We start from the raw sequence: 26,906 nt of genomic DNA on the forward strand, positions 1-26,906 counted from the left end.
GGTTGATTTGGTTTTAGTGATGAAGCGTTGAGACGCTAATGCGCTTTAAAGTGGCAAAAAAAGCGTAGGCACCATACGCTCAAGGTAGAGAAAGCGCTAAGATATACTCTTAAAGTAGAAAACAATGACTTTTAATTATAAGAAAAACGACTTTCTGACCGTGAGAATGCATGAACCAACGAATCCAACTGGCATCGATAGATGACCAGATCAATGTCACTGCCCGCGAAGCGGTGCGTCAGCGTATCTCGTGGCCGGTTAACTTAACGCCTGCTAACGTGACCTATCACAGTCGTGGCCATGCGCTGTTGATGGGTAATGCACACGACGTTAGCCAAGCCGCCCGAGCGTTACAGGGCCAAGGCTTAGCATCGTTGACGCTGCTGACAACTGATACTGCACTCGATTTATCAGCCGCCAGCGAACCACTCATCTGCCAAACGCTAACCGATACCCAGCAATCTCAGCTGCGCATCACCGGCTATCTAGGTGCCTTTCAGGTCGAAGTAGTGCCCGTGGATGATGCCACGCTCAACCTAGCCCAAGCACTGATTGAGCGTGATGTTTTTGACGTGGTGCTCGACTTAACGGCAGCAGGCGTGCCGAACGGAACTCAGTCATGGGAAATCCCACCGCCAGGCTATGTCCGCCTGGACTGGTTGGCCCAAGAGGCTCAGCGCCGCGAGGTGTTGGAAAGCGTTGTTGAACTCGTCGGTGAGTTCGATAAGCCACGTTATTTTCAGGTTAATAGTGATCTCTGTGCACATTCCGCGAGTGGCAATGTTGGCTGTACGCGCTGTTTGGATGTTTGCCCCGCAGATGCTATTTCCAGCATTCAGGGACGCATTGAATCGCGTATTGAGATTGACCCATTCCTTTGTCAAGGGGTGGGCAGTTGTACCAGTGCTTGCCCAACCGGTGCGATTGAATTTCGCCTGCCGGAAACTCGTCGTCAGCAAGATACCTTAGCGACTTGGCTTGCCGCTTACCGTGAGGCGGGTGGCCAAGCGCCGGTGATGCGCTTTATCACCCATGACTCCCTCGATGCTGAGCGCAAAGCTGATGCTGTTACGCCAGGCCATCTGCTTGATGTCCCGCTTGAAGAGCTGGGGGCTGCTGGTCACGATCAGTGGCTTACTGCGTTAGCGAACGGGGCTGCTGAAGTGCGTATTCAGTTACACGCTGAGATGCCGCCTCGTTTAACTGCGTTCATCGCTCATCAAGTCGCCCAAGCCCACGGGCTGCTTGAAGCGCTGGGGCACGACACCGCGCGGGTTAAGCTGCTGCAGCCGGAGCAGATTGAAGAGCGCGATGCACTTCCTAGTCTTACCCCGTTAACCGACGCTGCGCTGACGTTTACCGAACCTCATAAGCGCGCCCGCTTTAATCAAGTGCTAGCCACACTCACGGCACTGGGATCGCCTAGCAATGATCGACATGCCATGCCTGAAGGGGCGGCTTATGGTGGCATCCAAGTAGACCGTGAAGCCTGCACGCTTTGCCATGCCTGCGTTAGTAATTGTCCGACCCCGGCGTTGAAAGCAGGAGGCGATACGCCAGCACTGAGCTTCCTTGAAGCGGACTGTGTGCAGTGCGGGCTATGTGAACAAGCGTGTCCTGAAAACGCGATTACGTTGCTTCCTGGCTTTTTAGCTGCACCTGATCGCGACACACGGCATATCTGCCACGAAGAGGCAGCCTTTGAGTGCATTGGCTGCGGTAAGCCGTTTGCCACCGCCAGTACGATAGCAACGATCAAAGCGAAGCTAGCTGACCACCCCTATTTTGCGGGTGATGCGCTAGCGCGGCTAGAAATGTGCGAGGACTGTCGTGTCAAAGATGTCTGGAAAACCATGATCCGCGACCCTGATGCGCAACTAAAGGTGTAAAGCAATGAGTGATGCAATGCCCACACTTAGCGATACCGACGCACTGCGGGCCGATATTTATCAGCTTTTAGCCAGCCTGCTTAGGCAAGCACCCGACAGTGAGTTGTTGACGTGGCTAGCCAGCCTAGACATTGAACAAGACGGCAGCCGACTGGCTGAGTGTTGGGCATCGCTCTCGAGTGCCGCTAGCCAAAGCAGTTTAGATAGCCTTCAGCGTGCCCATTTTCGCCTTCTTGTTGGCGTCATTCAGGGCGAGGTAGTGCCTTACGCGTCTTGGTACCGCAACGGGGAATTAATGGAGGCAGCATTAGTTGCCCTGCGTCAGGATCTTCGGGCACTAGGGTTTGAGCGAAGCGAGCATACCCGCGAACCAGAAGATCATTTGGCTGCTGTGTGTGAGGTCATGGCGATGCTTATTGCGGCACAAAGCAGCGAGCAGAGTTACTTTTTCCAGCAACACATTGCTCCTTGGTCAAAGCGCTGTTTTGACGATCTCACCAAAGTAGACACCGTTTTTTACGCATCGCTTGGCCAGTTGGGCGGTGCGTTTATGGAAAGCGAGCAGGCAACGTTGAGCGAAAGAGCGGCCTACCAATCGGTGCGTATTGTGGAGCCAACGACAAACGCAACCGGCGCGGCGCGCGACGTCACACCGTGAGTGGCAGTGCGCAGTGGTAAGCGAATAATAGGGCCTGCGGGCCATGCATAAGAAAAAGGGCATGATAGAGGAGAAACCCATGCACACGTCACACAACCCTGAGCGCCGCCGGTTTATGAAAACCGTTGGTCTAGGTACCGCTGCCGCTGGTGCGGCCGCCGCAGTAGGTCACGTCACGCTAGCTCAAGCCGATAACACCACGTCGGTTGAGCCTAAAAAACCAACAACGAATTACCACGAAACCGACCATATTCGCGCTTACTATGCGTCGCTGCGTGATTGACGGCAAAATGCCAGGAGAACTGCCATGCGTCTAACTCGCAAAACCAATACTCCCAACGCTTCAGGGCTTGGAATCTCCCGTCGTCAATTTTTAAAGCGTAGTGGCGTCGCCACTGGTGGTGTGGCGGCTGCAGGCTTTATGGGCGCGCCGATGATGCAGCGCGCCGAGTCGGCGACTAAAACCCCCGTATTAGACTCCCCAGTTGAGACCAAACGCACCATTTGCTCCCACTGTTCGGTAGGCTGTGGTGTGTATGCAGAAATTCAAGAAGGTATCTGGACAAAACAGGAGCCTGCTTTTGACCACCCGATTAACCGCGGTGCTCACTGTGCCAAAGGGGCCTCACTACGCCAGCACGGTCACTCCACCCGTCGCCTAAAATACCCGATGAAGCTAGTGGCTGGTGAATGGCAACGGCTGAGCTGGGACGACGCGGTGAATGAAATTGGTGACAAGCTGCTTGAACTGCGTGATGCCTACGGCCCAGACAGCGTCTACTGGCTTGGCTCGGCCAAGTTTAATAACGAGCAGGCGTACTTGATGCGCAAGCTGGCCTCCATGTGGGGCACCAATAACACGGATCACCAAGCGCGTATTTGTCACTCAACCACCGTTGCAGGTGTTGCTAACACCTGGGGTTACGGTGCGATGACCAACTCGCTCAATGATATGCAGAACAGCAAGGCGATTCTGTTCATCGGCTCCAACCCGAGTGAAGCTCACCCGGTAGCGATGCAGCATATTCTCATTGCTAAAGAGCGTAATAACTGCGACATCATCGTCGCAGATCCGCGCTTTACGCGTACCGCAGCGAAAGCCAATAAGTTCGTACGTATCCGCCCTGGCTCGGACGTTGCCTATATTTGGGGCTTGTTGTGGCACATCTTCGAAAACGGCTGGGAAGACAGTGAGTATATCAGCCAGCGTGTTTACGGCATGGATGATGTGCGAGCAGAGGTTGCTCAATTCACGCCGAGTGTCGTGGAAGACATTACCGGTGTACCGGAAGCCGAGATGTTTGATGTGGCCAAGCGCCTAGCTGACAATCGTCCGGGCTGCGTGGTGTGGTGTATGGGGGGTACCCAGCACACCACCGGTAACAACAACACTCGCGCGTACTGCATTTTAGAGCTCGCGCTGGGCAACATTGGTAAATCCGGCGGTGGTGCCAACATTTTGCGTGGCCACGATAACGTGCAGGGTGCCACCGACCTTGGCCTTGGCTGTGACTCTCTGCCGGGCTATTACGGTTTGGCGGAAGGTGCGTGGCAGCATTGGTCCCAGGTATGGGATGTCGACTATGAGTGGCTAAAAGAGCGCTTTGACGATACCGAATATGCCGATGGAAAACCGATGTATTCCAGTGGTATTACAGTCTCTCGCTGGGTAGACGGTGTACTGGAAGAAGATGAAAACATCTCCCAGCGTACTGCGCTAAAGGCGATGTTCTACTGGGGGCACGCGGTTAACTCGCAAACTCGCGGGGTGGAAATGCAGCAGGCCATGCAGAAGCTTGAGATGATGGTCATCGTTGACCCTTATCCCACGGTTGCTGCTGTTATGCATGATCGCTCTGACGGCGTTTACCTTCTGCCAGCGACAACCCAGTTTGAAACCACAGGCAGTGTGACTGCTACCAACCGCTCTATTCAGTGGCGCGACAAAGTTATTGAACCGCTGTTTGAATCAAAGCCTGATCACGAAATCATGTACCTGTTTGCCAACAAGCTTGGCTTTGGCAACGAGTTCGTGAAGAACTTTGAGATGAACGGCAACGAGCCTCTGATCGAAGACGTGTTGCGCGAAATCAACCGTGGTATGTGGACCGTTGGTTACACCGGCCAGAGCCCTGAACGTCTAAAAGCGCACCAGAAGAACTGGCATACCTTTAGCTTCGAGAACCTGCGCGCCCAAGGTGGTCCTGCCGACGGTGACTACTATGGCCTGCCATGGCCGTGCTGGGGCACACCAGAGTTTAACCACCCAGGTTCGCCCAATCTGTATGACACCAGCGTGCCGGTCATGGAAGGCGGTATGGGTTTCCGCGCCCGCTTTGGTATTGAGCGTGACGGCGTTAATTTGCTGGCTGAAGGCTCAGCACCGGTAGGCGGCGAGATTGATGACGGTTACCCCGAGTTTACCGACCAACTGCTTAAAGACCTTGGTTGGTGGGATGACCTGACCGACGTTGAGAAAATGGCTGCTGAAGGTAAAAACTGGAAAACCGACCTCTCTGGCGGTATCCAGCGGGTGGCGATTGGTCGTGGTTGTGCGCCTTATGGCAACGCTAAAGCGCGCGCCGTGGTATGGACCTTCCCAGATGCAGTGCCGAAACACCGCGAGCCGCTATACACCACGCGTCGTGATTTGGTTGAACGCTTCCCCACCTGGGATGACTTTGACTCGATTATGCGTCTGCCCACGCTGTATAAAACCATTCAGGATCGCGATAACAGCGCTGATTATCCGATTATTCTCACGTCGGGCCGATTGGTCGAGTACGAAGGGGGCGGTGAAGAAACGCGCTCGATGTCGTGGCTGGCCGAGCTGCAGCAAGAAATGTTTGTCGAGATGAACCCCGCGGATGCCAACGATATTGGCGTCCGCGATGGTGACGACGTCTGGGTAGAAGGGGCTGAGGGTGGTCGAGTGAAGGTGAAAGCACTAGTCACACCTCGGGTTGATCGCAAAGTAGCCTTTATGCCGTTCCACTTTGGCGGCATGTTCCAAGGCGAGAGCCTGCGTGACCGTTATCCGGACGGGTCTGCCCCGTACATCATTGGCGAAGCGGCTAACACAGCCACCACCTATGGCTATGATCCGGTGACACTGATGCAGGAAACCAAGTGCACCATCTGCCGAATTGAGCGCGCTTAAGCCAATTAACGTCTCGACCGACCTGACAGAACCCAGTGGGGGCGAATGCCCGCGCTGGTGAGAGGAGAACACCATGGCTCAAATGAAATTTATGTGTGACGCCGAGCGCTGCATCGAGTGCAACGGCTGTGTCACCGCCTGTAAAAATGCCAATGATGTGGAGTGGGGTATCCAGCGCCGTCGGGTGGTCACACTCAACGACGGCGAAGCGGATGAAATGTCGATTTCAGTGGCTTGTATGCACTGCGACGATGCGCCATGCATGGCGGTATGCCCGACTGACTGCTTCTATAAAACCGATGATGGCATCGTGCTACACGATAAAGACCTGTGCATTGGCTGCGGCTACTGCCTTTATGCGTGCCCCTTCGGCGCACCGCAGTTCCCACAACAGAATGCATTTGGCGAGCGCGGCAAGATGGACAAGTGCACTTTTTGTGCAGGCGGCCCAGCAGAGAGCAAAGAGGAGGAGTACGAGAAGTACGGCTCTAATCGCATCGCGGAAGGCAAGTTGCCGCTATGTGCGGAAATGTGCTCTACCAAAGCCCTTCTAGCAGGTGATGCGCAGGATGTTGCCGATATTTTCCGTCAGCGTGTCGTCCATCGAGGCCATAAAGATGGTGCTTGGTCGAATAACCCCCAGGCCAGTACTGACAACCTTGCCTATGATGCTGCCCGTAAAGGGTAAGGAGGTGTGTCATGACATCAATGACCATAACAACAACGACCTCTCGGGTGCCTGCACAGGCACCTTGGTTGGGGGCGTTTTTCCAGCGCTGTTGGCGTGTCGGGATCCTGTTACTGCTGGTGGTTGCAAGTCTTGGCATTTCCCAACTAGCGGTTGCTCAAGCTGATACCGACCGTGAAATGGTGACTGCTGCTCCTGGTATCAGTGCGGACCAGTGGCGTCAGGTGCGCAGTGGAGAAACGGGGCCTAACTACCGCGACTCGCGCTTTGATAGTAACTACAATCTGATCAATTCAAGTGGCGAAACCTGGCGGCAGATCCGTAACCGTTGGGTGTCGCCGTTTGGTTTGATTGCGATTGGCGGGATGATCGTGGTGATTGCGCTGTTCTACTTTATGGTTGGGCGCAAACATCTTGATGAGCCGCGCACAGGTCGAAAGCTCTTTCGCTGGTCGCTGCTAATGCGTTCGCTTCACTGGACAGTTGCCACCCTGTTTATCACCTTGGCGTTAACAGGGCTGAACCTACTGTTTGGTAAGTTCGTCTTCCGCTCGCTGTTTGGCGACGCCGTCTGGGCGTGGATGATTTCAGCTTCCAAAGTGCTGCATAACTATCTCGGCCCGATATTTGGTGTGTTACTCGTTGTGCTGTTAATCAGCTTGCTGAAAGACAACATTCCTAAGAAACATGACTGGGTGTGGTTTAAAAAGGCCGGTGGGTTAACGGGTAAGCATCATCCTGACGCTGGCTTTGCCAACGGTGGCGAGAAAGCGTGGTACTGGCTGTTGGCAACCGCCGGGTTGGTGGTGGTGGCGAGCGGCTTTGTACTCGACTTCCCTAACTATGGCCAAGGCCGCGATACCATGCAGTGGGCAAACATCATCCATGCGGTGGGCGCGCTTGGTTTGACGGCTGTCGCGCTGGGCCATATCTATATTGGGACTGTCGGCACGGAAGGCTCATTGGAAGGTATGACCACTGGCTATGTCGATGAAACCTGGGCCAAAGAGCACCACAATTTGTGGTACGAGGAGGTCAAGGATACAGCCATGAGCGAAGAGGAAATCGCGGCACAAAAAACGGGCAGTAGTAGTGGCGATGTTTCTGCCACCAAACCTAGCTAGCCCACTCGTTTAATTGCCACTCGACACCGCCTTCGGGCGGTGTCTTTTGTTATGCTGCGCTAAAGCCACGTGATAAGAGGATCGCCAATGTCATCGTTTAATGAATTAGACCAAACCACGCGTACGGAGCTAGAAGCCGCTGCGTTTCGGCGTTTGTTACAACATTTAGACGACAATAAGGATGTGCAGAACATCGATCTGATGATTTTGGCGGATTTTTGCCGCAACTGTTTATCGAAATGGTTGGTGTCGGCCGCTGAATCGCGGAATGAAACTCTTAGCTACGAAGAAGCCCGAGAGTATGTCTACGGCATGCCCTATAGTGAATGGAAGGAGCTCTATCAGCCGCCTGCGACTGCCGAGCAGAAGGCTGCCTGGGAAGCGCACCATGCTAAAAAGAATGCAGCAAAATAGGGATGACGTTGATGAGTGAGCCAATGGTACCTCTTAAAGTTGCTGTGCTTACGGTCTCTGATACACGCACGGATGAGACCGACCGCTCCGGTCAAGCGCTGGTGGAGCGTTTAACCGAAGCAGGACACACCCTGGGAGAGAAACGCATCGTGCCGGATGACGTCTATCAAATTCGTGCGGTAGTTGCCCAGTGGATTGCCGACACAAACGTACAGGTGGTGATTACCACGGGCGGTACCGGCTTTACCGGGCGTGACTCAACACCAGAGGCTATCTCGGTGCTGCTGGATAAGCGCATTGAAGGGTTTGGCGAGCGCTTTCGCCAACTGAGCGGCGATGAGATTGGTAGCTCGACCATACAAAGCCGTGCGTTAGGTGGCTTTGCCAATGCCACCGTGGTGTTCTGCCTGCCGGGTTCAACCGGTGCCTGCCGCACGGGGTGGGACGGCATTTTAGCTGAGCAGTTGGATAGCCGTCATAAGCCTTGTAATTTCGCCAACCTGGTCATCCCAGGCCGGGGGCAGCATGGCTGAGCTGCAGCCGATAAGTACCGCGCTTGAAGCACTACTGGCAGACGTCACTCATCTCGGTGCAGAGTGTATACCGCTTGAGGCTGCTGCTGGGCGTGTGCTGGCCGAAGCCGTTACCGCACAGCTGGACGTCCCGCCGTTTGATAATAGCGCGATGGATGGCTATGCCCTGCGTGCCAGTGATGCGGGCAAGTGGCTGCCTATCAGCCAACGTATTGCGGCAGGTAGCCCTGCAGTGCCGTTGGAGGAAGGCTGCTGCGCGCGTATTTTTACCGGCGGTGAGATCCCTAAGGGGGCTGATTGCGTCGTGATGCAGGAGCGCGTTGAGGCCAGTGGTGAGCGTGCGTTGATACCTGCGGACATTCCAGTGGGTGACAATGTGCGCCGCCAGGGGCGTGATGTATGCCGTGGAGATTTACTTTTAGCGGCTGGTGAATGCTTGGAAGCAGCTGCGTTAGGGCATTTGGCCGGTCAAGGGGTTACCCACGTTAGCGTGCGCCGTCGCCCTCGGATAGCGCTACTGTCGACTGGCGATGAGATCATTGATCCAGGTACGCCGTTAAAGCCCGGCCAGCTCTATAACTCGAACCGGCCGATGCTCAAGCGGCTGCTGGAAAACTTTGGCGCTGAGGTGGTGCAACGGGTCAGTGTGCCTGACGATTATGCCCAAACGGTTAGGCTATTAACCCAAGCCGCATCCGACGCTGATGTCGTTGTCAGTACCGGTGGCGTTAGCGTGGGCGAAGAAGACCACGTCAAAGCCGCGCTGGAATCGCTAGGCCAATTAGATATGTGGAAGCTGGCTATTCGCCCAGGTAAGCCGCTAGCGCTGGGCCGTTTGCCGCGCGAAGATGGCAGCGAGGCGCGTTTTGTAGGACTGCCGGGTAACCCCGTTTCTGGCTTTGTGGGTGCTTGGTTGTTTTTACGACCGTTAATGGGCGCGTTACTGGGTTGTCCGGCGTTGAACGCCTTACCTACGTTGACGGCCTCCGCTAACTTCACTACTCAGACTGGCCCACGCCAGCACTACATGCGTGTTGCGCTACGTTTTAGCGAAGCGGGCATTATTGCTGATGCGTTTGAAGACCAAAATTCTGGTGTGCTGTCATCCTGTATTAATGCAGACGCGTTAGCGGTGATTGATCCACACCAGCAGGTAGAGAAAGGTGCACTGGTTCGCTGTCTATGGTTGCAGCGCTAGCGCTGGGTTAAGCGCTGCTCCATCAAATAACAAGCGCACCGTTTGGTTGGCCAACGTCAAGCCTCGCAGGGCGGGGCTTACGTGTCGTGAGGCAACTAAAGAAGGTAACGGAAACAGTTCCGTTATTGGTGTGTGAGCTAAGACGACGTCGCCAGTAACACCTAACTGCCAAGCGCCTTTGGCATCCTGAAGGGTGAGCCAGTGGGTAGGTGCTACGCTCAACAATGGCGCGTTAAGTAACAGGCACTCTGCATTCGCGCATCGCGGTAGGTGGGCCGATTTCGCTAACCCAGCGATGTGGCGTGCTTCGATGGCGGCGAGTGTATGGCCAGCACTAAATAATACTAAAGCAACGTGGGACGCTGCGTCTAAGGAGTGATTCGGCGCGCCAATTGCCATGGGCTTACCCTAGGCCTTGTTGATAGGCGTTGAATAAAGCATCTGGATCCAGCAGGGCAATGGCCGCGCTGCCTTCTACAAATTCGCCTTTAGTCTCTTCTTCGTGGCGCGTTTCCGGCGTTACATCAGGTTGCCAGAGTGCGCTTACATAAGGCATCAACTGGCTGGAGAGGGTGTCCGGTGCCGGTTTTAGTGCGCTGACTGGGAGGTCACAAACGTCGTCTAAAACATCGATACGAACGGCACTACGAATGCCCGCGGCGGTCACCACTAGTAGCATGCCCGTTTGTTCCCCAGGGGGGAGGCCGAGAAGTGCTTGTAGGGTCACCACCGACTCAATATTGCCGCGTAAATGGATCACACCTTCCGTAGAAGCGGGCAAGCCAGGTACGAAATAAACAGGTTGATCACCGCTCAAAATTTCATTGACCGCACTGCCTGGCAAGGCGAAACGTTGCCCCGCGAGACGAAATAGCACCAACTGCTGGCAAGGCTCGTCCACGTCGATAATTGTGTCATCGTTACTGTGGCGCGCTAATGCCTCTTCGAGAGAGATAGGCTGAGCGTCACGCTGTTGATGGGTATCAGTCATTGTTTTTTCACACTGTGTTTTGGTTCAGCGTGTTCTGCGCCGTTGTCGTTACTGATCACCACTTGATTGCGTCCATGCCGCTTAGCTAGGTAAAGTGCTTGGTCCGCGCTTATGCGTAGCGCTTCAGTGGAAGGCTGGCTGGGGAAACTGCTAATGCCCGCACTGAAGGTACAGCGAAAACGCTCTCCGCCAGCATGAAAATCTACCTGTTCGAAATCGTGGCGCAGTTCGTCAATAAGTTCAGCTGCGCGCTTTGCGGTGACCCCTTTTAGCAATACTACAAACTCTTCACCGCCATAGCGCCCAATGATATCGGATATGCGCAAGCGGGTTTTTAGCAACCGTGCCAGCGTGATAATGACCTGATCACCTGCCAGATGGCCGTAGGTATCATTGACGGTTTTAAAATGATCAATGTCGAGCATAGCCATGGCATGTTGGCTGCCTTCACGGTATGCCTGAGCGAGTGTTTTGCCGATAAGGTCAGTCGTGGTGCTATGGTTATAAAGCCCTGTCATGCTGTCCTGGGTCATCAGCGCGCGCAGTAGATGTAGTCGCTCGGCGCGAAGTCGTACCGCAGACACAAGTTCGTCAGGGGTAACCGGCTTGGTAATAAAGGCTTCCACGCCTACCGTCATGGCCGAGAGCTGCTTTTGGCTGTCTGTTTCGCTGGATAGGTAAATAATGGGCAGGCCAATATGCGCGGATTGCTGGCGGATAATCGTTGCCAACTCTTCTCCAGAACATACCGGCATATACACATCAATCAACAGTAAATCAGGGCTAAAGCGATCTAAGGCGCTTAGCGCGTCCGCAGGGTGGTTAACCTGCTGAACGATCATACCGGCCTCTTCAAGTATCAAAGAGTGGTAGGTTGCTGCATCGGGTTCATCATCGACTACCAACACGCGCAGTGGTTCTTCATTCAAGGGGGTCGTGAGTTCATCGATAGCTAACATCAAATCCAGTGGCTTAATGGGCTTGGTAAAGTACCCACTGCAGCCAGCTCGAACTGCGCTCAGCCGTGAATAAAAGTCGCCATAGGACGACAGTACGATGGAGGGTAGCCGCTCACCGGTTAATTTATTCAGGCTGGTCAGCGTTTCAGTACCCGCGGTGTTACCTTGGGGAAACTGCACATCCATGATGATAGCGTTGGGGCGGCGGGTAATAACCGCATTAAAAAACGACTCGGTGTCTTCAAAATGGACCACTTCGTGCCCGAAACAGCGAAGATGATGCAGCAACTGGCCTACTTGGTCGGGCTCATCGTCACATAGATAAATAAGCCGCTGACGTTTGCTGCGTGCCTGTGGTGGTGCTGATGAAAATTCGACGCTGTTGAGTGATGCCAGCACTGTTTGTTGGCCATGCTGGGACTGTAAGTACTCAATCTCTTCTTTGAGCTGCTGAAAAAGCTGAGGGATCAGGCTGTCTATGTCATCAAGAGCATGGTCATCAAGAGCATGGTCACCAAGAGCATGGTCATCAAGAACCTGGTCATCAAAAGTAGGCGTTGCCTTAAGTAGTTCTTCGCCTTGATCTGCCAACATGGCAATTCGTTCAAAACCCAACGAGCGACCAGTACCTTTTAAACTATGGAAAAAACGATGAAATTCGGGAGCTAAGCGTGACTCTGCCTCCGCTGACAGGCGGCTTTGTTGCCACTTTGTCGCGGTTTGCTGTAAACGCGCTGGTAGCTGTTCAATAAAGCGTTGGCGCAGCAGGTTCAGCTTTTCGTGCAGTGTCGGGGCAGATGGTGACATCAGGCTACCTGTTCATGTGGGCGAACAATGTGCTGTAAAGCAAATGGCACACGTTCAACCGTTGAGCGCTTGAGTCACGGCATTGCCTAACGTGGACTCTAGCTCCGCATCTTTTTGCAGGCAGGCGTTCAAGCCTGGCGTCTGCATAATGGTTGAGTCAGGGGAGTCGCCAGTGAGCAAGATAAAAGGCAGGGTAACGCCTTGTTCACGCAACATTTCTAGGAACTCTATCCCATTGATGAGCGGCATATGCATGTCGCTGACAATAAGCCCGATGCTGTCCAGGCTATCTAACTGCTGCGTAGCCTCCATGGCATCATTGGCCATGACCGTTGTATAGCCCTGGAACTCTAGCAGCGTTGCTGTCATTTCACAGGCCAACGGGTCGTCATCTACGACCAGTATTTGCATGATTAACCTCCGTCATGGCGCGTGCTTAGCCGAGTAGAGCTTTTAGCGTGTCCACCAAATTATTCTGATCAAAGCTACCTTTGACAATATACGCATCAGCGCCTACTTCAATGCCGCGTCGGCGATCCGCTTCTTTTTCTCGTGATGTGATAATGATAATAGGCTTATAACGATAAATCTCATTTTCTCGCAGACTTGCGGTGAGCGCAAAGCCATCCATGACAGGCATTTCAACGTCAGTGAGCACTGCATCAAACGAATCAGCTAGGGCCTTGTTAAGGCCATCACGGCCATTTTCTGCCAGTGTGACCTGATATCCCCAAGCTTCTAAAACATCCTTCTCAATTTCCCGGGTGTTCAGTGAGTCATCGACAACGAGTATACGATGCGCTTGGAGCGGTTGATCCGTTTTAGCTAGCACTCTTGGTGCATAGCGGCGCGAATACTCCAGCAGCGTCGGCACGTGCAATAGGCTCACCAACGTATTGCGCCCCAGGGTGACCATGCCAGAAACCAGCGACAAATGGCGTAAGTGCGCGGGCAATGGCTTAATCACCATATCGCGTTCATCCACCAAGGTATCAATAATTAGCGCAAGTTTTTGATGGCGTTGATGTACGACAAGTAACAATAAATTATCAGAATCAGAGGGCGTATAGGGAAGACCCAATAATTCCGCTAGTGAAACGACCGGCACAAACTCGTTACGTAGGATCAGTGTTTTTTGCCCAGCAGCATCGATAAAATTCGTTGATGGGTGCTCGACAAGTTCCGACACATAAGGCGCTGTTACACCTAGCGTGACAGCGCCCACGTTAACCAACAAAACGCGCATCATGGCCAGCGATAAAGGTAGCCGCAAGGTAAAGTTGGTGCCTTGGCCTGGTTGACTGGTGAGACGTAAATCACCGTTGAGCTCGTCAATGACCGTTCGTTTGACGACATCCATCCCCACGCCTCGGCCGGAAAAGTCGGTAATCAGGGGTTTGGTTGAGAAGCCGGGCAGGAAAATAAGCTCTAAGGTTTCCTGTTCGGTTAGGGTAAGCAACTGCTCTTCGCTGAGCAGTTGCTTGGAGCGCGCCTTGTTCCGTACCGCTTCTAGGGAAATACCCGCGCCGTCATCGCGCATTTCAATGACGACCCAGCTGCCGTCTTGCCATGCCTCTAACGATAACTGCCCTCGCGTAGGCTTGCCTGCCGCCTCACGTTCATCGGGTGTTTCCAGGCCGTGATCTAACGCATTTCGCAGTAAATGTATTAGCGGATCCGACAGGCGATCTATCATCTGTCGGTCAAGCTCAATCTCACTGCCGTGAACACGGCAATTGACCTGTTTGCCTAGCGAATGGGCAAGGTCTCTGGCCATTTGGGATAAGGGATCAAACACCACGCTCAACGGCAGCATACGCATCTGCAGAGCTCGGTCATGAAGATCACTCATTAGACCGTCGTGGGAAAGAACGCTGTCCTTCAACTCGCGGCTAAAGGCGTTAAAGGGCGCCTGCTGATCTTTGGGTAACGATACGCCGAGACTCCGAGCCTGCTCTACCAGGGAGTGCAGATGGTGATGCCCCGATAGCACCTCCCCCATCAGGCGAATAACGTCATCCAAGCGATCAAGGCGCACTCGTACCGTGTCGGTTAAGCGCAGTTCTTGCGCCGGAAGAGCAGGGCTTTTCGCTGCAAGCGGTGAAATGTCTGGGGTTACGTTATCGGTGTTATCGTTTTCGGGTGATGCTGTTTCAGGAGTAGTGGAGGAAATGGGTGACAGCTTTCCTGCAGCGGCGTTTTCCAAGGCTTGGCAAAGCTGGTTGTCGGCCTCGGGTAGCTCTGCAGGAGAAACGCCCTGGGTAAGTCGGCTAACCAGATCAGACAGCGCGTCCGTAGCCTGATTAAGAAGGCTCGTGACGTCAGGCGAGGCGGTTTGTGTCCCATCGCGTAGTGCGCTTAGCAGTTCTTCTGTGCTGTGGGCGATCGCCGTAATAGGCGCCAGCTTCAACATACGCGAAGAGCCTTTTAGCGTATGGGCAGTACGGAATAACTCATTGATACGTTCTTGATGAGCATCGCCTTGCTCGAGCGCCTCAATACCCTCCCTCAGCCGTGGCAAGTGGTCTGACGCTTCTTCAATAAAGCGCTGAATAAAGCGTTTAATATCCAGTGCCATTAACCCACTCCCTGTGTCGTTGCTTGCGCACTAAGGTAGCGAGTTGCCAGGAAGTAGGCATCCCCCGGTGGAATAGGCGGCGCAATGACACTCAACCCACCATTGGCCTGTTTGGAGGCGCCCAGTAGGCGAATAACCGCCGCGTAGCCGCGCTGTCGTTGTGTGGGGGCATCGTTGAGTTCGCCTAGTCGGAAAAGCTCTGCTTGAAAAAAATGAGCTGGCCAGCACTCTGGGGCAACATAAATAGCTCGCTTAAAGTAGTCGTAGGCGTCAGCAAAGTTCTGCTGCCAACGAGCGACTAAACCAGCCAGTAGTAAGGCATCCACACTCCAGGGCTGCTGTGCTAAAAGGTTAGAAAGTAACGCGGCTGCTTCTGAAAATGCATTCTGGTTCAGTAAATGATGTGCCTCCTGCAAAGCCTCATTAAAGAATGCCATCGGCTTATGCTCGGGGTCGTTTTCAGGTGGTTGTGGAGGCGTCTCTGACAACACCGTTGGGTCTGGCAACGGATCGTTGCGATAAGGTGGCTCATCATTGGCAGGTAAGGCACTGGGCAGCGTGCTTTCTTGGAAGAAGAACACCCCCTGAGCCTGCTGTAGTTCCAAAACGCCCAGGTCGTTGCCTAATGTTTCCGTGACACCACACATTAAAACTCCGTGTGGCACTAGTAGTTGTTTCAGGTGGCGCTGTATATCGCGGCGGGTCGTTTCGTCAAAATAGATCGATACGTTACGAAATAGGATAACGTCAAAGGGGCCAATTTTGTCAGCTTCTGGCTGTAATACGTTGAACGAGCAAAAGGATACCCAGTGGCGAAGCGCATCATCTATCTTGAAGCGTCGACCCTCTGGGTGAAAATAGCGGCGTTTAAGCGCAGGGTTGAGTGCTCGAAACGACATGCCGCTGTAAATGCCTTTTTGGGCTTTACTAAGTACCTGCTGATCAACGTCTCCACCGGTAATATGAAAGAGTTGCTTGGCACGCTCACCATAGCGCTCAAACAGCGCAATAGCGACACTGTAAGGTTCTTCACCCGAAGAACACCCTGCGCTGAAAATAGTCAGTGGCGCCCCTTTTTCAGCTAACCGCTGGGGAAGGTGCGTATCGGCTAACCAATGGAGTGCCTCAGGCTCCCGGTAAAAGTAGGTTTCGTTCACCGTTAACTGACTAATAAAGCGATCAAACATCGCTTCGTTTTGCTCTAATTGCGCAATGAGTGACGGCGTGTTGGTCACGTTGGTTTCTGTTTGAAGTGCCTCAATTGCTTTTACGAGGCGGGCTTCAGCGAGCCCCTCTAAGTGCAAACCGCAGCGGCGATGCACCAAGTTCTTGAACGGAGTCAGCGAACTCATAGCGGTTTCGTCCAGCTAGACAACTGCTGCCCACTGGTCTCACGAATGAGTCTTTCAGGTAGCTCATCAAGGGAAATAACATGCTGGATAACACCGGCACTAACCGCTTCCTGGTTCATGCCATAAATAACCGAGCTGGCTTCGTTTTGGGCAAAGGTATTGCCTCCTGATAAGTGAATAGCGCGCATGCCATTAACGCCGTCACGGCCCATGCCCGTTAAAATGACCCCAATAGCCTCCGGGCCATAAACATCAGCAACGCTCGTTAACAGCGCATCACAACTGGGGTGATAAAGTGAATTATCTGGGCTTTGCTGTAGCTGGAGGCGGTGGTATGGCGTGACATGTAGATTGCTTTCCGATGGCGATAGATAAATACAGCTCGGCTTGAGCGGCTCGCCATGTTGAGCAACGCGAACCGGCATCGAACATAGCGATGTCAACCAGTGCGCCATGCCTTCGATGAAGCCATGGCTGATATGCTGAGCAATCACCACGGGGGCAGGAAAGTTGGCCGGCAGCTTGCTGAGTAAATGGGCGAGCGCCTGCGGCCCACCGGTTGAACAAGCAATAGCGATGATGCGCTGGAAAGCTTTCGGCATAGTGTGGTGATAAACAGGTGGTGCGTTTACCGACGCTACAGGCATGGCGGAGGTTGATCGGCGCCGTAGGCGGGTAATAACGGCCACTCCTGAAAGAAGTCGAACACGCTCGAGTAGTCGTTGTGCGTCTTCATCATCAATGGTCGGTTTCTGCATCACCTCTAGCGCGCCAACATCGAGTGCACGGTAGGCTGTTTCGGCGTCAGAACGGTCGCTTACCACCAGGATCGGAACCCCTTTGGTATGCATGATTTCTTCAATGGCGCTGAGACCGTCCATTACCGGCATATTCAGATCCATCGTGATCAACTGCGGCGATAAGCGGCGGGCAAGTTCCACCGCTTCGCGCCCGTTGCTGGCTTCACCAACAATCTCAATGTCACCATCGCGGGTGAGGATGTCGCGCAGCACATCGCGTGCTAGTTGGCTGTCGTCCGCCATCACTACCCGAATTGCACTCATCGCGGCATCCTCACGAAGGGCGTTGGTGGTTTGCATCCTGTTGAGCCAGAGTAAATTCCTGCACCAGTGCATTTAACTCTGCTGACATGTTGATCATATCCTGGCTGATCTCGGTAATACTACGCACTGACTGTGCATTGCGCGAGCTGGCCGTATCGATATCCCGTAGAGCAATAACTACCTGATTGCTGGCAGTTTTCTGTTGCTGGGTCGAAAGTGATATTTGCTGTGCTGCGCTACTGGTTTGGCTAGCCGCTTTGAGTAGTGCATCCAGGTCTTGGGCAGTATTAATACTGACCTCAACGCCTTTCTCTATCGAAGACGCCCCCTTTTCAGAGGCGACAACTAAACGGTTAATCGCGTTTTGAATATCTTCCGTGTGACCTTCTATCTCTTGGGTTGAGTCAGTAACGCTATCCGCCAAACGACGTATTTCGTTTGCAACAACGGAAAAACGGCGCCCTGACTCGCCCGCACTTGATGCTTCTAGTGCCGCGTTAAAAGCAATCAGTTTGGTTTGTGCAGCGAGGGTGTTAATCAGCTCCATGACCTTGCTGATTTGTTTAGACTTAGCGCCCAGAGCCATGATTTCTGCCAAGCTCTGCTCGCTGTCGCTGCGAATATCCTGCATTTTTGACTGTAGCAGCTGCATCGCTGTGCTGCCTTTACGGCTGCGCTCCAGCGTTTGATTAGCGACTTCTACCACGGATTGCGAGTGGTCAGCGATTTGTGTAGATGAAGTTGAAAGCTCCTCCATGGTTGAGGTGATTTCAGCCACTGACGAGGCCATTTCTTCTACGGCGGCGGCCATTGTCTGGTTCGCTTCATGACTGATGTCACCGCCTTGAATGCCCGATAACCCCGCCGTTTGCGCTAAGCGATCTGCCACTTGAGTCAGTGCCAGTGCATTGTTGGAAACCGCCATAATGGTACGAGACAAGCGCGCTAACAGTTCGTTGGTCTGATTCGCTAAATCGCCAATTTCGGCCTGATCATCGGTGGCTACACGGCGTGACAGATCAAGGCTGTTGGTGATCTCTTTGAGCTGGCGTTGAAGACGGGTCAGTGGACGAATCAAGCTGCCGGTAAGTGGATATAAAATAATGAGCCCAACCAAAAGAATCAGCAGCCCGATGCCGGTAGATGCCAAGAAGCGCTCTCTGATAGAGCTTAAATATTCCTCTTTGGAGACTTCAATCATCAAATAACGCTGCAATTCGGGTAACCAACGGGTAGAGACTAAAAGGGTTTGGTTATCGCGTTGGATCTCGCGCACATGAAGTTCATGCTCGCCTTGCGGCAGGCCGCTTGTCTCTTGGCTCTGCAGTGCTGCAAGTGATGTTTCATCGCTGCGGATAAGCAGCTCACCTTCCGCATTTAGTAACGCGGCGCGGCCGGTTTCGCCTAGTCGGAAGTCTTCAATTAGCTGCGCTAGTCGAGAAAGATCTAAACCCGCGCCAGCAACAATAAGTGGGCGGCCATTGAGTGCTTGTTCACTGCTACGGAAATTTAAAAAGACAAACGCTTCTTCTGGTGAAAACGTATCGCTGTCTAGGTTTAGGTTATAAGCAGCATCGCTATCGGTAAATTGATAGTACCAGTCATCATCGCCGCCAGGGGCTTGCAGCGTACGCTCCAGGAACTCTCCATCGCGGTACTGAAAGTAGTAACCGCGTCCTTGATATTGAGCAGCGATAAACAACAGTTCGGTGTCGAGCTGTGCCATCAAACGAGACAAGTAGCGCATTATGTCCGGCTGATCGGTATCTGGCAGCCCGTCGCGCACCCACTGCTCAATGAAATAGCTGTCGGCTAGGCTTTCCGACAATGCTAGCGCTGGGCTCAACCTAAGCGTTAGCCGGGTGGCAAGGCCCTCTACTTGAGTAGGCAGCTCTTCGTTAAGCAAGTTTTCCAGGCGCGCCTGACTATGTGAGCGGGCCTGTAGATAGAGCGCTAGCAACATAGCCAGTGCCAATACCGTTCCAAACGAGATAAACAGTCGTAACCGTAATGGCAAGGATTTCCAACGCGCTATCATTATCGTTTCCGCTCCAAATTAACCGTTGACGCTAGTAAGTAGGGAAGTGTTAACGCTGGCTGCTTAGCGTTAAAAAACGTTACTAGTCACATATCATAGGACGATTTCAGCGGCTTTTATGAAGGCTGTCCAGTTTTCTCATTAACGCTATACCCTACGATAGGCAAATAATGTGGCGAAGGTGCTGCGCTATTCGATGATTTCAATCGTTAAGAGCGGTCGCCGAAGCAATGCCACTGTGGCACTGACTGTGTAGCGTCGCCTGTGTGGCTTAGCCTTGCCTACTGTAGTGACCAACTTCATTAGTGCCTTGTAAAAAGAGCGCTAAAGTAGTAAAAAAACGCCTCTTTTATTCTTTGTTGCTACTAAAGAATAATAGTTGAATCGTTTCATCTCCTTAGAATGCCCGCGCATATTGGTAATTTTACCTACATTCACTGCGTCGCCTGTCGATAAGCGACTATTCCCAAGGACCTTCCCATGCATGCCCTAACGCTGGCATCGTTTATCTTTTTTACCGGCCTAGTGGCCTTTGTTACGTGGCGCATTACGCGCAGAGATGATCACCGCAGTACAAGTGGCTATTTTCTAGCCGGCAGGACGTTAACCTTTCCGCTGATTGCAGCCTCAATGCTGATGACTAACCTCTCTACCGAGCAGATGGTAGGGCTAAACGGTTCAGCGTTTACCGATGGCCTAAGTGTCATGGCCTGGGAGGTGATCGCGGTTATTGCCTTGGTTGCATTGGCACTGTTTTTCCTACCGCGCTTTCTTAAAAGCGGTATCGCGACGCTCCCACAGCTGTTAGCAATACGTTTTGATAACGGCACTCAACTGATTGCCAACGTTATTTTCTTGATTGCTTATGCCGTCGTGCTGTTGCCCATTATCCTCTATTCAGGGGCTATCGGTTTACAGGGCATGTTAGACCTCCAGGGTCTGACCGGCATTGAGTCGAGCACGGTGCTGCTGTGGGCCACGGTATGGGCAGTCGGTTTAATTGGCGCAGTGTACGCGCTATTTGGCGGCCTGCGCACAGTAGCGGTATCGGACACGTTGAATGGGGTGGGACTACTAATCGGCGGTTTTGTTATTGTTTATTTCGGTCTTCAGGCAGTGAGCAATGGCAGTGGTGTCATGGAAGGCTGGAGCATTCTGAAAGAGAGCGACCCGAGTAAATTTAACTCAATGGGTGGCCCTGATCAGCAGGTGCCATTCTCAACTATTTTCACTGGCGTTCTGTTGCTGCATTTATTTTACTGGACGACGAACCAGCAGATTATTCAGCGTACCTTTGCAGCTAAGAACCTCGCAGAAGGCCAGAAAGGCGTATTGTTGACCGGTTTCTTTAAACTTTTAGGCCCGCTCTATCTGGTGTTGCCGGGGATCATTGCTTACCACCTTTACGCCGATCAAGGTGTTCGCGCGGACGAAGCGTATGGCCACTTGGTATTCAACGTGTTGCCGCCGTACCTAACAGGCTTTTTTGCTGCGGTGATGGTGGGGGCGATTCTCTCCTCATTTAACTCGGCGCTAAATAGCACTACCACGATTTTCAGCTTGGGTATTTATAAAGGCGTGCTTAAAAAAGACGCCACTGAAGAAGAGGTCGTAAAATCCGGCAAAGTATTTGGCTGGATCATGGCCGTAACGACCATGATTATTGCGCCACTGTTAGCAGGTCAAGACAGCCTGTTTGGCTACCTGCAGAAGATGAACGCGATTTACTTTATCCCTATTTTAGCGGTTGTCCTGGTGGGGCTTTTGACTAAGCGCGTGCCTCCAATGGCAGCTAAAGTAGCGCTGGTAGGTGGCTGTTTGCTGATCGCCGCAGGCTATTTCGTTCCGCCGTTTAACAAGCTGCCGATGGTGATGCATGAGTTCCACTTTGTCGCCGCTGTGTTCGTACTGTTGGTTGCCGTAATGCTGATCATTGGTAAGCTGCGCCCCCGCGCCACCGCCTGGGTGCAAGAAGACTCGGGTGATGTCGATCTCACCCCTTGGAAAGGCGCCGTACCGACCGGGATTGTACTCGTGGTATTGGTGGTGATTATGTACGCCTCGTTCGCAGGCTGACCACTGCTAACACAACGCAGATATTGCCTGACGCCCCGCTTAGCGGGGCGTCAGTGTTTACAGCGCATTTTCACCACAATCCTAGCTGCGTTGAAACCCAACGACCAGGTAGCAATGTTCCTACAAATGCCACCACGAGACCTATGTAAGCCCCGCGAATCCATTCACGGTGGTGAGTGATTTCCTGTCGGCGTGCGGTGCGAATCGCTTGGCATACTGCCCACAGTATCCATACCGATAGCAAGTGAATAGGGCCTAGTTGACCAAATACGGGCAGAACGCCTCCTCCTAGCCAAAAGGAGCTGATGGCTGAACTTACCATGGCTAGAACCCAAACACGGCCAGCGTATTTATGTTGGCGGGTTCCTTTGGCTAGCAACAGTATGCCTGCGCCTAACGCGAGGGCGAGAAACGAAGAGGTGATGTGTAGGGTAAGCATGCCAAATCTCTTTCTTATAGGTTGTGAATAGCGGCTTATATGCAACTAGATGCATAGGTATAGTTTAGTCAAAAGGTCATTTATTATGCAACTATGTGCATATAAAAAGGAGAGGGCGATATGTCACTTCGGGGAGTGTTGCTGGTAACACTTAGGCGTGAGCCGGGCAGTGGTTATGACGTGCTCCAGCGTTTCAAGGCAGGCATGGCCCATGTATGGCATGCCAGCCATCAGCAGGTCTACAGAGAGCTAGACAAGATGCGGAACGCTGATTTAGTGAGATGCGAGTCAATCGCGCAGCAAGATCGGCCTGATAAAAAGATCTACTCGATTACCGAGCTGGGTATTAATGAGCTTCATGCTTGGCTGTCGGAGCCGCTCGATCACGCACCTGTCCGTTCACCTCTTTTTGCGAAATTTTTTGCGTGGGAAGTATGGCCGGAAGAAGCGCGTGAAAAAGAGTTTCAGACTTTAAAGCAGGAGCTTGAACAACGGCTAGCTATGTATAAGACCATTGAAACGATGTGGTTCTCAGCGCCAGAACAATTAACTGACGCTGAGCGTGCGCCGCTGTATACGTTGCAGCTAGGTCAGCGCTTGACTCACACTTGGCTTGTCTGGGTGGAAGAGCGTCTGAACACGCCTCACAAGTTAGTTAAAAGTCTCCCGGCGCGCACTGTAGGCAAGTAAGTCCGAGCGCGCGCCATTGGGCGACTACCGCGTCACGGTCATCCAGCACCAGCCAAGGCACAAAGCCGTCACTACGCATTTGGTTGAGTAGCGCGGCCTTCACCTCTTCATCATCTACATGATCATCGCCTTGCGGGCGCAGATACATGGCATCGAAGGGAATGGTGTGACGCTCTAACCAGCGCTGGGTATGCGCACGGTGGCTATCCGGGCGGCCGCTGCAAATCACGATCTGCTGGCCTTGGGCCTTTAGGATCTTAACCAGCTTGGCCACCGCGTCGATCACCGGCGCTTCGGCCATATGGGCAAAAAAAGGATCCCACTGCTTGGCGGGGCCAAGAACCCATTCGTGTACATCGGTGGGGTGGAATTCGGCAAGCGTGCCGTCAACATCAACAATCACTGCGGACATCGTTAATTTCCTAAAAAGTTAAATGGGCGGTGGGGCGCGTGGCCTGATGCGGAAGAGCCTCTAGGGTGCGGTGGGTACACAGCCGCTGCCCCAGGCGTTGATGCCATTCGCTTAAGCAGTGTCCAGTGAGTGGGGTAAATAGCGGGACTACCTGAGTGGCGCCTAGCTGGTCGGCAAGCGCTACCAGATGGGATGCACGCAGGTGCACGTTCCAGCGCTGACAACGCACCTCGCATGCGGCAAGCTGGGCTTGACGTTCAGGCGTTAAGTAACCGGTGTGCAGTAGTTGGTAATTGGGCCATTGGTCGGGCGTATCATTGCGATCACTGACCAACTGCAGCACTGGCTGCGAAGCATTCTGCCGTTCTAGTAGTGCGTTAATCGCACTGTCGAGACCTGGGCGGCGTAAGTCGCTTGGCAGTGCTAGCAGTGCGGCGAGGTTATCGCGAATAATCGGGTCAATGGCGAAAGGGAGCTGACGGCGGTCGGCCTCTTCCGACAGCCACAGCGCCATTTCCAGGGCGCGCCCCGTTTCAGGCACCGGTAATACTAACGGCTGGTCAAGCTGCAGACGAATAGCCTGCAAACAGCTTTCCTGGGGCTGGTCGTAGTTGCCGTAGGAGGCATCCAATAGCGCGGTGCGGGCAGTTGGCGGCGTATCAAAGGGAAACAAACAGGATTCAAAACAGGCATCACCGCTGTAGAAAATGCCGCCACCCACATCCAGATGCAGCCAAACGCCACCCAGCGAGTGCCCTGCCTGGCCGGTGGTCACCTTGATACCTTCTACCGTTAGGCATCCGCGTGCTGGCAAAGGCTGCCAAGCGCGGTGTTTAGGCAATGCGTTCGCGACTAAGGGCGTGCAGTAGAGCGGGATGGTATCGGGCAGTTCTGAAATGCCGCCGATATGGTCAATATGGTCGTGGCTAACCAGAATCGCATCTACGTCTAAATCGCCTGCCCAAGTAATGGACTCTCCAGGGTGCAGTGCACCACCTGCGTCCAGCAGTAGTCGCTTGCCGTTAGTTTCGACCACGATAGCCGCGGGGCCTTTATCGCCCAGCCCGCTTAAGATTTGAATATGGGCGCTCATTGGTCGGGCTCCAGGCACCAGCCTTCCAATAACCGCAGAGCGACTTGCTGACCTTCCTCAAGCGCGCGGTGATGGTAAGCCAGCAACGCTTCGCCGTTGGGTAAGCGCAGGTGCAACTCATAGCGTTCACCACGAAACGTCAGCCGCTCGACGCGCCCGGTGAGATCGTGTTCGTTGGGGGCTTGGGCATCTACGCGAATATGCTCAGGGCGCACCAATACGGGCTGAAGTGTGGACTGAGAGCGGGTGTTTTGCGCTGCTGCCATCCCTTGCATTAGGACACTTTCTGTCAACCGCTGTCCCGGTGCGCCGTTGGCAATAGCCAACTGGCTACCTTGGCCGATAAAGCTTGCCACCCATTCGCTGCGCGGTTCGCGATAAAGCATTTCGGGAGTTGCCCACTGCACCAGTTTGCCGTCGCGCATCACGGCAATACGGTCAGCCATCGCCATGGCTTCGCTTTGATCGTGGGTAACGTACACCATCGTCGCTCGGGTGCGGCGGTGGAAATCTACAAAGCTGTGTTCCATGGACGCACGCAGGTTACGGTCTAGATTGGCCAGCGGTTCATCCAACAACACAACTGCAGGGTCAGTCACTAGGCAGCGGGCTAGCGCGACCCGTTGGCGTTGGCCACCGCTAAGCTCCTGGGGCGAACGCTGTGCATAGGGCTCTAGGGCTACTTGTGCCAGGGCATGGTCAACTCGGCGCTGGTACTCACTGCCCTGAATGCGGCGCAGTTTGAGTGGGTAACCGACGTTATCGGCCACGTTCATATGCGGCCAGAGCGCGTACGACTGAAAGACCATGGCCATGTTGCGCTGTTCTGGTGGCACATGGTGCTGGCAGCTGGCTAGCAGCGTATCGTTCAGGCGTATTTCGCCGCCACTGACGTTCTCGAATCCCGCCAGCATGCGCAGCATGGTGGTTTTACCGCAGCCGCTGGGGCCCAGTAGTGCCACAAACTCCCCCGGTTCAATCTCTAGCGAGAGGTCATTGACCGCGCGGTGGTCGCCAAACTGTTTGGTAACCTGTTGAATCGTTAGCCCTGCCATGGCACGACTCCTTTGGGTAAACGAGGGGCGAGCAGGCTGAGCGACAGCATCAGTGTGGCGACCATTAGGACCACCAGTACCGATACCGCCGATGCCAGCACGCTTTCACCGCCCTCATCAAGGTTAAAAATCAATACGCCCAGCGTTTCGTTGCCAGCGCTCCAAAGCAGTGCCGATACCGTCAGCTCGTTCACCGCCAGCAGGAAGACCAATAGTCCCCCGGCAAATAGCGATGGTGCAATCAGCGGCAGTACGATCGTGGTTAGCCGTCGCCATGGGCCTGCCCCCGCCAGTTGTGCGGCTTCTTCTAAGGAGGGGGCAAGCTGGGCCAGGCTGGCGCTAACGGGTTTGAGGCATACCACTAAAAAGCGCGCCAGATAGGCCACAAAGATCAGCCCGAGCGTGCCGTAGAGCGCTACGTTGATCAGCGGCAAAGGGCGTACGAACAGCAAAATGCAGGCGATCGCCAGCACCACACCAGGTAGTGCGTAGGGCAGTTCAATAGCGCTGAGCGTGAGCTGTTGGAGGCGCGGAGGCAGCCGCTGCAAGCGATACGCCAGCGGCAGGCTGCACAGCATAAGCACCAGCGCGGCACCGCCTGCCAGCCATAGGCTATTGCGCACAGCGCGCCAAGTGGCGCCTTGGCGGCCAATCACTTCGTGATAGGCGTTTAATGTCACGCTATCGAAGCTAAGGGGAACCCCCATGGCGGGCACCAACGAGCTGACCACCAGCGCCGCAAGTGGTGCGACGAGAATCACCAGTAAAACGCTGACTAGCACGGTCGTCACCGCTGGCCGAAAGCGGCCTAGGGTAAAGTCATGAGAGCGACCACTATGGCCGCCTAAGCCAAAGCGGCTACGATTCATCCAGTATTGTTGAAGGGCAACCCCCGCCAGAGCCAGTACACCAATCAATAACGAGAGCGCCGCCATTTCTGCCAGCACGCCGGTGCCAAAGCTAGCCATGCGCTGGTAAATCAAAGTAGGTAAGACGTAGTAGCCCGTTGGAATCCCCAGCATGGCAGGAATGCCGAAGTTGCCCAGGCTAGAAATAAACGCCATCGCCGCCCCGGCAATTAAACCGTGCCGAGTGACTGGCAAAATAATCTGCCCCCAGACTTGGGCCTGGCGCGCGCCGCTGATGCGGGCAGCTTCGATAAGCTCGCGGGGTAGCGAGATCAGAGAGGTGCGCAGCGCTAAAAAGACCAGCGGTGCGCTTTGAATCCCCAACAACAGAGCAATGCCTTCCGCCGAGTAGAGCGGCTGAGGGCTACCCAGCGGCGGAGCCATACCAATGCTTTTCAGCAACGGGCTGGCGGGGCCGAACAGCTGTAGCCAGCTCAGCGCCGTCACTTGGGGGGGAATCATCATCGGTAGCATAAAGCAGAACACTAACCACGCTTTGCCACGGATATCGGTCAGGGTAATCACGAAGGCGAACAGGCTACCCAGCATCAAGGCAATCAGCATGCCAAGTCCTGAGGTATACACACTGTGCCACAACGCTCGCCAAGTACTCGCCGCGTTGAGCACTTTCCACAGCGGTGATTCACTTCCTTGGCCAAGGTCACTAAGTGCCTCTACCAGTAGCCGTATGCTGGGTGCAAGGCTTAACAACACCACCGTGAGTGTGATTAGGCTGAGCAGCCAGCGGTGCTGGCTGCCAACGTTAAGCGACGGTGTCAT

The 26,906-nt window shown here is 53.9% G+C and carries 24 protein-coding genes; 11 read left to right on the top strand and 13 right to left on the bottom strand.

Going from position 1 to position 26,906, the window contains the following annotated elements; all coding sequences use genetic code 11:
* Positions 1-170 precede the first annotated feature (170 nt).
* The 9 genes from L1X57_RS07980 to L1X57_RS08020 all read left to right on the top strand — a co-directional run bounded on the left by L1X57_RS07980 (position 171) and on the right by L1X57_RS08020 (position 9,664).
* Positions 171-1,889 (top strand): 4Fe-4S binding protein, encoded by a 1,719-nt coding sequence (locus tag L1X57_RS07980; RefSeq protein WP_009722871.1) that lies wholly within the window; start codon positions 171-173, stop codon positions 1,887-1,889.
* A gap of 4 nt (positions 1,890-1,893) precedes the next feature.
* Complete coding sequence (locus L1X57_RS07985) at positions 1,894-2,547, top strand: TorD/DmsD family molecular chaperone (protein ID WP_009722870.1); 654 nt, start codon at positions 1,894-1,896, stop codon at positions 2,545-2,547.
* Positions 2,548-2,626: 79 nt separating this feature from the next.
* Entirely contained in the window at positions 2,627-2,830 is a 204-nt protein-coding gene (locus L1X57_RS07990; protein WP_009722869.1) for a twin-arginine translocation signal domain-containing protein, read from the top strand.
* A 24-nt stretch (positions 2,831-2,854) separates the two neighbouring features.
* Positions 2,855-5,707: a molybdopterin-dependent oxidoreductase gene (locus L1X57_RS07995; protein ID WP_009722868.1), complete on the top strand. Its 2,853-nt coding sequence runs from the start codon at positions 2,855-2,857 to the stop codon at positions 5,705-5,707.
* Positions 5,708-5,780: 73 nt separating this feature from the next.
* On the top strand, positions 5,781-6,395 hold the full coding sequence (fdh3B, locus tag L1X57_RS08000; protein WP_009722867.1) for a formate dehydrogenase FDH3 subunit beta: 615 nt from the start codon (positions 5,781-5,783) through the stop codon (positions 6,393-6,395).
* 11 nt (positions 6,396-6,406) lie between these two features.
* Positions 6,407-7,519 carry a formate dehydrogenase subunit gamma gene (locus L1X57_RS08005; RefSeq protein ID WP_009722866.1) on the top strand — a complete coding sequence of 371 codons (1,113 nt, stop codon included), beginning with the start codon at positions 6,407-6,409 and terminating at the stop codon, positions 7,517-7,519.
* A gap of 87 nt (positions 7,520-7,606) precedes the next feature.
* Positions 7,607-7,933: a DUF1244 domain-containing protein gene (locus L1X57_RS08010; protein ID WP_009722865.1), complete on the top strand. Its 327-nt coding sequence runs from the start codon at positions 7,607-7,609 to the stop codon at positions 7,931-7,933.
* A gap of 11 nt (positions 7,934-7,944) precedes the next feature.
* Positions 7,945-8,466: a molybdenum cofactor biosynthesis protein B gene (moaB, locus tag L1X57_RS08015; RefSeq protein WP_009722864.1), complete on the top strand. Its 522-nt coding sequence runs from the start codon at positions 7,945-7,947 to the stop codon at positions 8,464-8,466.
* On the top strand, positions 8,459-9,664 hold the full coding sequence (locus tag L1X57_RS08020; RefSeq protein ID WP_234668008.1) for a molybdopterin molybdotransferase MoeA: 1,206 nt from the start codon (positions 8,459-8,461) through the stop codon (positions 9,662-9,664). The genes moaB and L1X57_RS08020 overlap by 8 nt, the downstream gene beginning before the upstream one ends.
* Here L1X57_RS08020 and L1X57_RS08025 read toward each other — a convergent pair.
* From L1X57_RS08025 to L1X57_RS08060, 8 genes are read right to left on the bottom strand one after another with little or no spacing between them, the layout of a single operon-like run.
* Complete coding sequence (locus L1X57_RS08025) at positions 9,647-10,063, bottom strand: hypothetical protein (protein WP_009722862.1); 417 nt, start codon at positions 10,061-10,063, stop codon at positions 9,647-9,649. The two genes, L1X57_RS08020 and L1X57_RS08025, sit on opposite strands and share 18 nt — an antisense overlap.
* Before the next feature lie 4 nt (positions 10,064-10,067).
* The gene (locus tag L1X57_RS08030) at positions 10,068-10,655 is read right to left on the bottom strand and encodes a chemotaxis protein CheW (protein WP_009722861.1); all 588 of its coding nucleotides are present in this window, start codon (positions 10,653-10,655) and stop codon (positions 10,068-10,070) included.
* Entirely contained in the window at positions 10,652-12,421 is a 1,770-nt protein-coding gene (locus L1X57_RS08035; RefSeq protein ID WP_009722860.1) for a diguanylate cyclase, read from the bottom strand. The genes L1X57_RS08030 and L1X57_RS08035 overlap by 4 nt, the downstream gene beginning before the upstream one ends.
* Positions 12,422-12,475: 54 nt before the next feature.
* Positions 12,476-12,832, bottom strand: a complete 357-nt coding sequence (locus L1X57_RS08040) for a response regulator (protein WP_009722859.1) — start codon at positions 12,830-12,832, stop codon at positions 12,476-12,478.
* A gap of 25 nt (positions 12,833-12,857) precedes the next feature.
* Positions 12,858-14,999 carry a hybrid sensor histidine kinase/response regulator gene (locus tag L1X57_RS08045; RefSeq protein WP_009722858.1) on the bottom strand — a complete coding sequence of 714 codons (2,142 nt, stop codon included), beginning with the start codon at positions 14,997-14,999 and terminating at the stop codon, positions 12,858-12,860.
* A complete protein-coding gene (locus tag L1X57_RS08050; protein WP_009722857.1) occupies positions 14,999-16,351 on the bottom strand; it encodes a CheR family methyltransferase in 1,353 nt (450 codons plus the stop codon). Before L1X57_RS08050 ends, L1X57_RS08045 begins: the two co-directional genes overlap by 1 nt.
* The gene (gene cheB / locus L1X57_RS08055) at positions 16,348-17,415 is read right to left on the bottom strand and encodes a chemotaxis-specific protein-glutamate methyltransferase CheB (RefSeq protein WP_039868974.1); all 1,068 of its coding nucleotides are present in this window, start codon (positions 17,413-17,415) and stop codon (positions 16,348-16,350) included. The genes L1X57_RS08050 and cheB overlap by 4 nt, the downstream gene beginning before the upstream one ends.
* A 10-nt stretch (positions 17,416-17,425) precedes the next feature.
* The gene (locus L1X57_RS08060; RefSeq protein WP_009722855.1) at positions 17,426-19,453 is read right to left on the bottom strand and encodes a methyl-accepting chemotaxis protein; all 2,028 of its coding nucleotides are present in this window, start codon (positions 19,451-19,453) and stop codon (positions 17,426-17,428) included.
* A gap of 480 nt (positions 19,454-19,933) precedes the next feature.
* Between L1X57_RS08060 and L1X57_RS08065 the strand changes: the two genes are divergently transcribed.
* Positions 19,934-21,529 (top strand): solute:sodium symporter family transporter, encoded by a 1,596-nt coding sequence (locus L1X57_RS08065; protein ID WP_009722854.1) that lies wholly within the window; start codon positions 19,934-19,936, stop codon positions 21,527-21,529.
* A gap of 70 nt (positions 21,530-21,599) precedes the next feature.
* Here the strand turns inward: L1X57_RS08065 and L1X57_RS08070 are convergent, their stop codons facing one another.
* Positions 21,600-21,968, bottom strand: coding sequence for a DUF2306 domain-containing protein (locus tag L1X57_RS08070; protein ID WP_009722853.1), 369 nt, complete (start codon positions 21,966-21,968; stop codon positions 21,600-21,602).
* A gap of 120 nt (positions 21,969-22,088) precedes the next feature.
* Between L1X57_RS08070 and L1X57_RS08075 the strand changes: the two genes are divergently transcribed.
* The gene (locus tag L1X57_RS08075; RefSeq protein WP_009722852.1) at positions 22,089-22,658 is read left to right on the top strand and encodes a PadR family transcriptional regulator; all 570 of its coding nucleotides are present in this window, start codon (positions 22,089-22,091) and stop codon (positions 22,656-22,658) included.
* Here L1X57_RS08075 and L1X57_RS08080 read toward each other — a convergent pair.
* From L1X57_RS08080 to L1X57_RS08095, 4 genes are read right to left on the bottom strand one after another with little or no spacing between them, the layout of a single operon-like run.
* Entirely contained in the window at positions 22,624-23,070 is a 447-nt protein-coding gene (locus tag L1X57_RS08080; protein ID WP_009722851.1) for a phosphatase domain-containing protein, read from the bottom strand. The genes L1X57_RS08075 and L1X57_RS08080 overlap by 35 nt on opposite strands.
* Before the next feature lie 10 nt (positions 23,071-23,080).
* Positions 23,081-24,163, bottom strand: a complete 1,083-nt coding sequence (locus L1X57_RS08085; protein ID WP_009722850.1) for an MBL fold metallo-hydrolase — start codon at positions 24,161-24,163, stop codon at positions 23,081-23,083.
* Positions 24,160-25,218, bottom strand: coding sequence for an ABC transporter ATP-binding protein (locus L1X57_RS08090; RefSeq protein WP_009722849.1), 1,059 nt, complete (start codon positions 25,216-25,218; stop codon positions 24,160-24,162). Before L1X57_RS08090 ends, L1X57_RS08085 begins: the two co-directional genes overlap by 4 nt.
* Positions 25,206-26,906 (bottom strand): ABC transporter permease, encoded by a 1,701-nt coding sequence (locus L1X57_RS08095; protein WP_009722848.1) that lies wholly within the window; start codon positions 26,904-26,906, stop codon positions 25,206-25,208. Before L1X57_RS08095 ends, L1X57_RS08090 begins: the two co-directional genes overlap by 13 nt.

This window comes from Halomonas sp. TD01 (genome assembly GCF_923868895.1).
GTDB lineage: Bacteria > Pseudomonadota > Gammaproteobacteria > Pseudomonadales > Halomonadaceae > Vreelandella.

What these genes read in the sequence shown, in the direction of transcription:
- L1X57_RS07980 (WP_009722871.1), top strand. Translation starts at nt 171, where the DNA reads ATGAACCAACGAATCCAACTGGCATCGATAGATGACCAGATCAATGTC.
- L1X57_RS07985 (WP_009722870.1), top strand. Translation starts at nt 1,894, where the DNA reads ATGAGTGATGCAATGCCCACACTTAGCGATACCGACGCACTGCGGGCC.
- L1X57_RS07990 (WP_009722869.1), top strand. Translation starts at nt 2,627, where the DNA reads ATGCACACGTCACACAACCCTGAGCGCCGCCGGTTTATGAAAACCGTT.
- L1X57_RS07995 (WP_009722868.1), top strand. Translation starts at nt 2,855, where the DNA reads ATGCGTCTAACTCGCAAAACCAATACTCCCAACGCTTCAGGGCTTGGA.
- fdh3B (WP_009722867.1), top strand. Translation starts at nt 5,781, where the DNA reads ATGGCTCAAATGAAATTTATGTGTGACGCCGAGCGCTGCATCGAGTGC.
- L1X57_RS08005 (WP_009722866.1), top strand. Translation starts at nt 6,407, where the DNA reads ATGACATCAATGACCATAACAACAACGACCTCTCGGGTGCCTGCACAG.
- L1X57_RS08010 (WP_009722865.1), top strand. Translation starts at nt 7,607, where the DNA reads ATGTCATCGTTTAATGAATTAGACCAAACCACGCGTACGGAGCTAGAA.
- moaB (WP_009722864.1), top strand. Translation starts at nt 7,945, where the DNA reads ATGAGTGAGCCAATGGTACCTCTTAAAGTTGCTGTGCTTACGGTCTCT.
- L1X57_RS08020 (WP_234668008.1), top strand. Translation starts at nt 8,459, where the DNA reads ATGGCTGAGCTGCAGCCGATAAGTACCGCGCTTGAAGCACTACTGGCA.
- L1X57_RS08025 (WP_009722862.1), bottom strand. Translation starts at nt 10,063, where the DNA reads ATGGCAATTGGCGCGCCGAATCACTCCTTAGACGCAGCGTCCCACGTT.
- L1X57_RS08030 (WP_009722861.1), bottom strand. Translation starts at nt 10,655, where the DNA reads ATGACTGATACCCATCAACAGCGTGACGCTCAGCCTATCTCTCTCGAA.
- L1X57_RS08035 (WP_009722860.1), bottom strand. Translation starts at nt 12,421, where the DNA reads ATGTCACCATCTGCCCCGACACTGCACGAAAAGCTGAACCTGCTGCGC.
- L1X57_RS08040 (WP_009722859.1), bottom strand. Translation starts at nt 12,832, where the DNA reads ATGCAAATACTGGTCGTAGATGACGACCCGTTGGCCTGTGAAATGACA.
- L1X57_RS08045 (WP_009722858.1), bottom strand. Translation starts at nt 14,999, where the DNA reads ATGGCACTGGATATTAAACGCTTTATTCAGCGCTTTATTGAAGAAGCG.
- L1X57_RS08050 (WP_009722857.1), bottom strand. Translation starts at nt 16,351, where the DNA reads ATGAGTTCGCTGACTCCGTTCAAGAACTTGGTGCATCGCCGCTGCGGT.
- cheB (WP_039868974.1), bottom strand. Translation starts at nt 17,415, where the DNA reads ATGAGTGCAATTCGGGTAGTGATGGCGGACGACAGCCAACTAGCACGC.
- L1X57_RS08060 (WP_009722855.1), bottom strand. Translation starts at nt 19,453, where the DNA reads ATGATAGCGCGTTGGAAATCCTTGCCATTACGGTTACGACTGTTTATC.
- L1X57_RS08065 (WP_009722854.1), top strand. Translation starts at nt 19,934, where the DNA reads ATGCATGCCCTAACGCTGGCATCGTTTATCTTTTTTACCGGCCTAGTG.
- L1X57_RS08070 (WP_009722853.1), bottom strand. Translation starts at nt 21,968, where the DNA reads ATGCTTACCCTACACATCACCTCTTCGTTTCTCGCCCTCGCGTTAGGC.
- L1X57_RS08075 (WP_009722852.1), top strand. Translation starts at nt 22,089, where the DNA reads ATGTCACTTCGGGGAGTGTTGCTGGTAACACTTAGGCGTGAGCCGGGC.
- L1X57_RS08080 (WP_009722851.1), bottom strand. Translation starts at nt 23,070, where the DNA reads ATGTCCGCAGTGATTGTTGATGTTGACGGCACGCTTGCCGAATTCCAC.
- L1X57_RS08085 (WP_009722850.1), bottom strand. Translation starts at nt 24,163, where the DNA reads ATGAGCGCCCATATTCAAATCTTAAGCGGGCTGGGCGATAAAGGCCCC.
- L1X57_RS08090 (WP_009722849.1), bottom strand. Translation starts at nt 25,218, where the DNA reads ATGGCAGGGCTAACGATTCAACAGGTTACCAAACAGTTTGGCGACCAC.
- L1X57_RS08095 (WP_009722848.1), bottom strand. Translation starts at nt 26,906, where the DNA reads ATGACACCGTCGCTTAACGTTGGCAGCCAGCACCGCTGGCTGCTCAGC.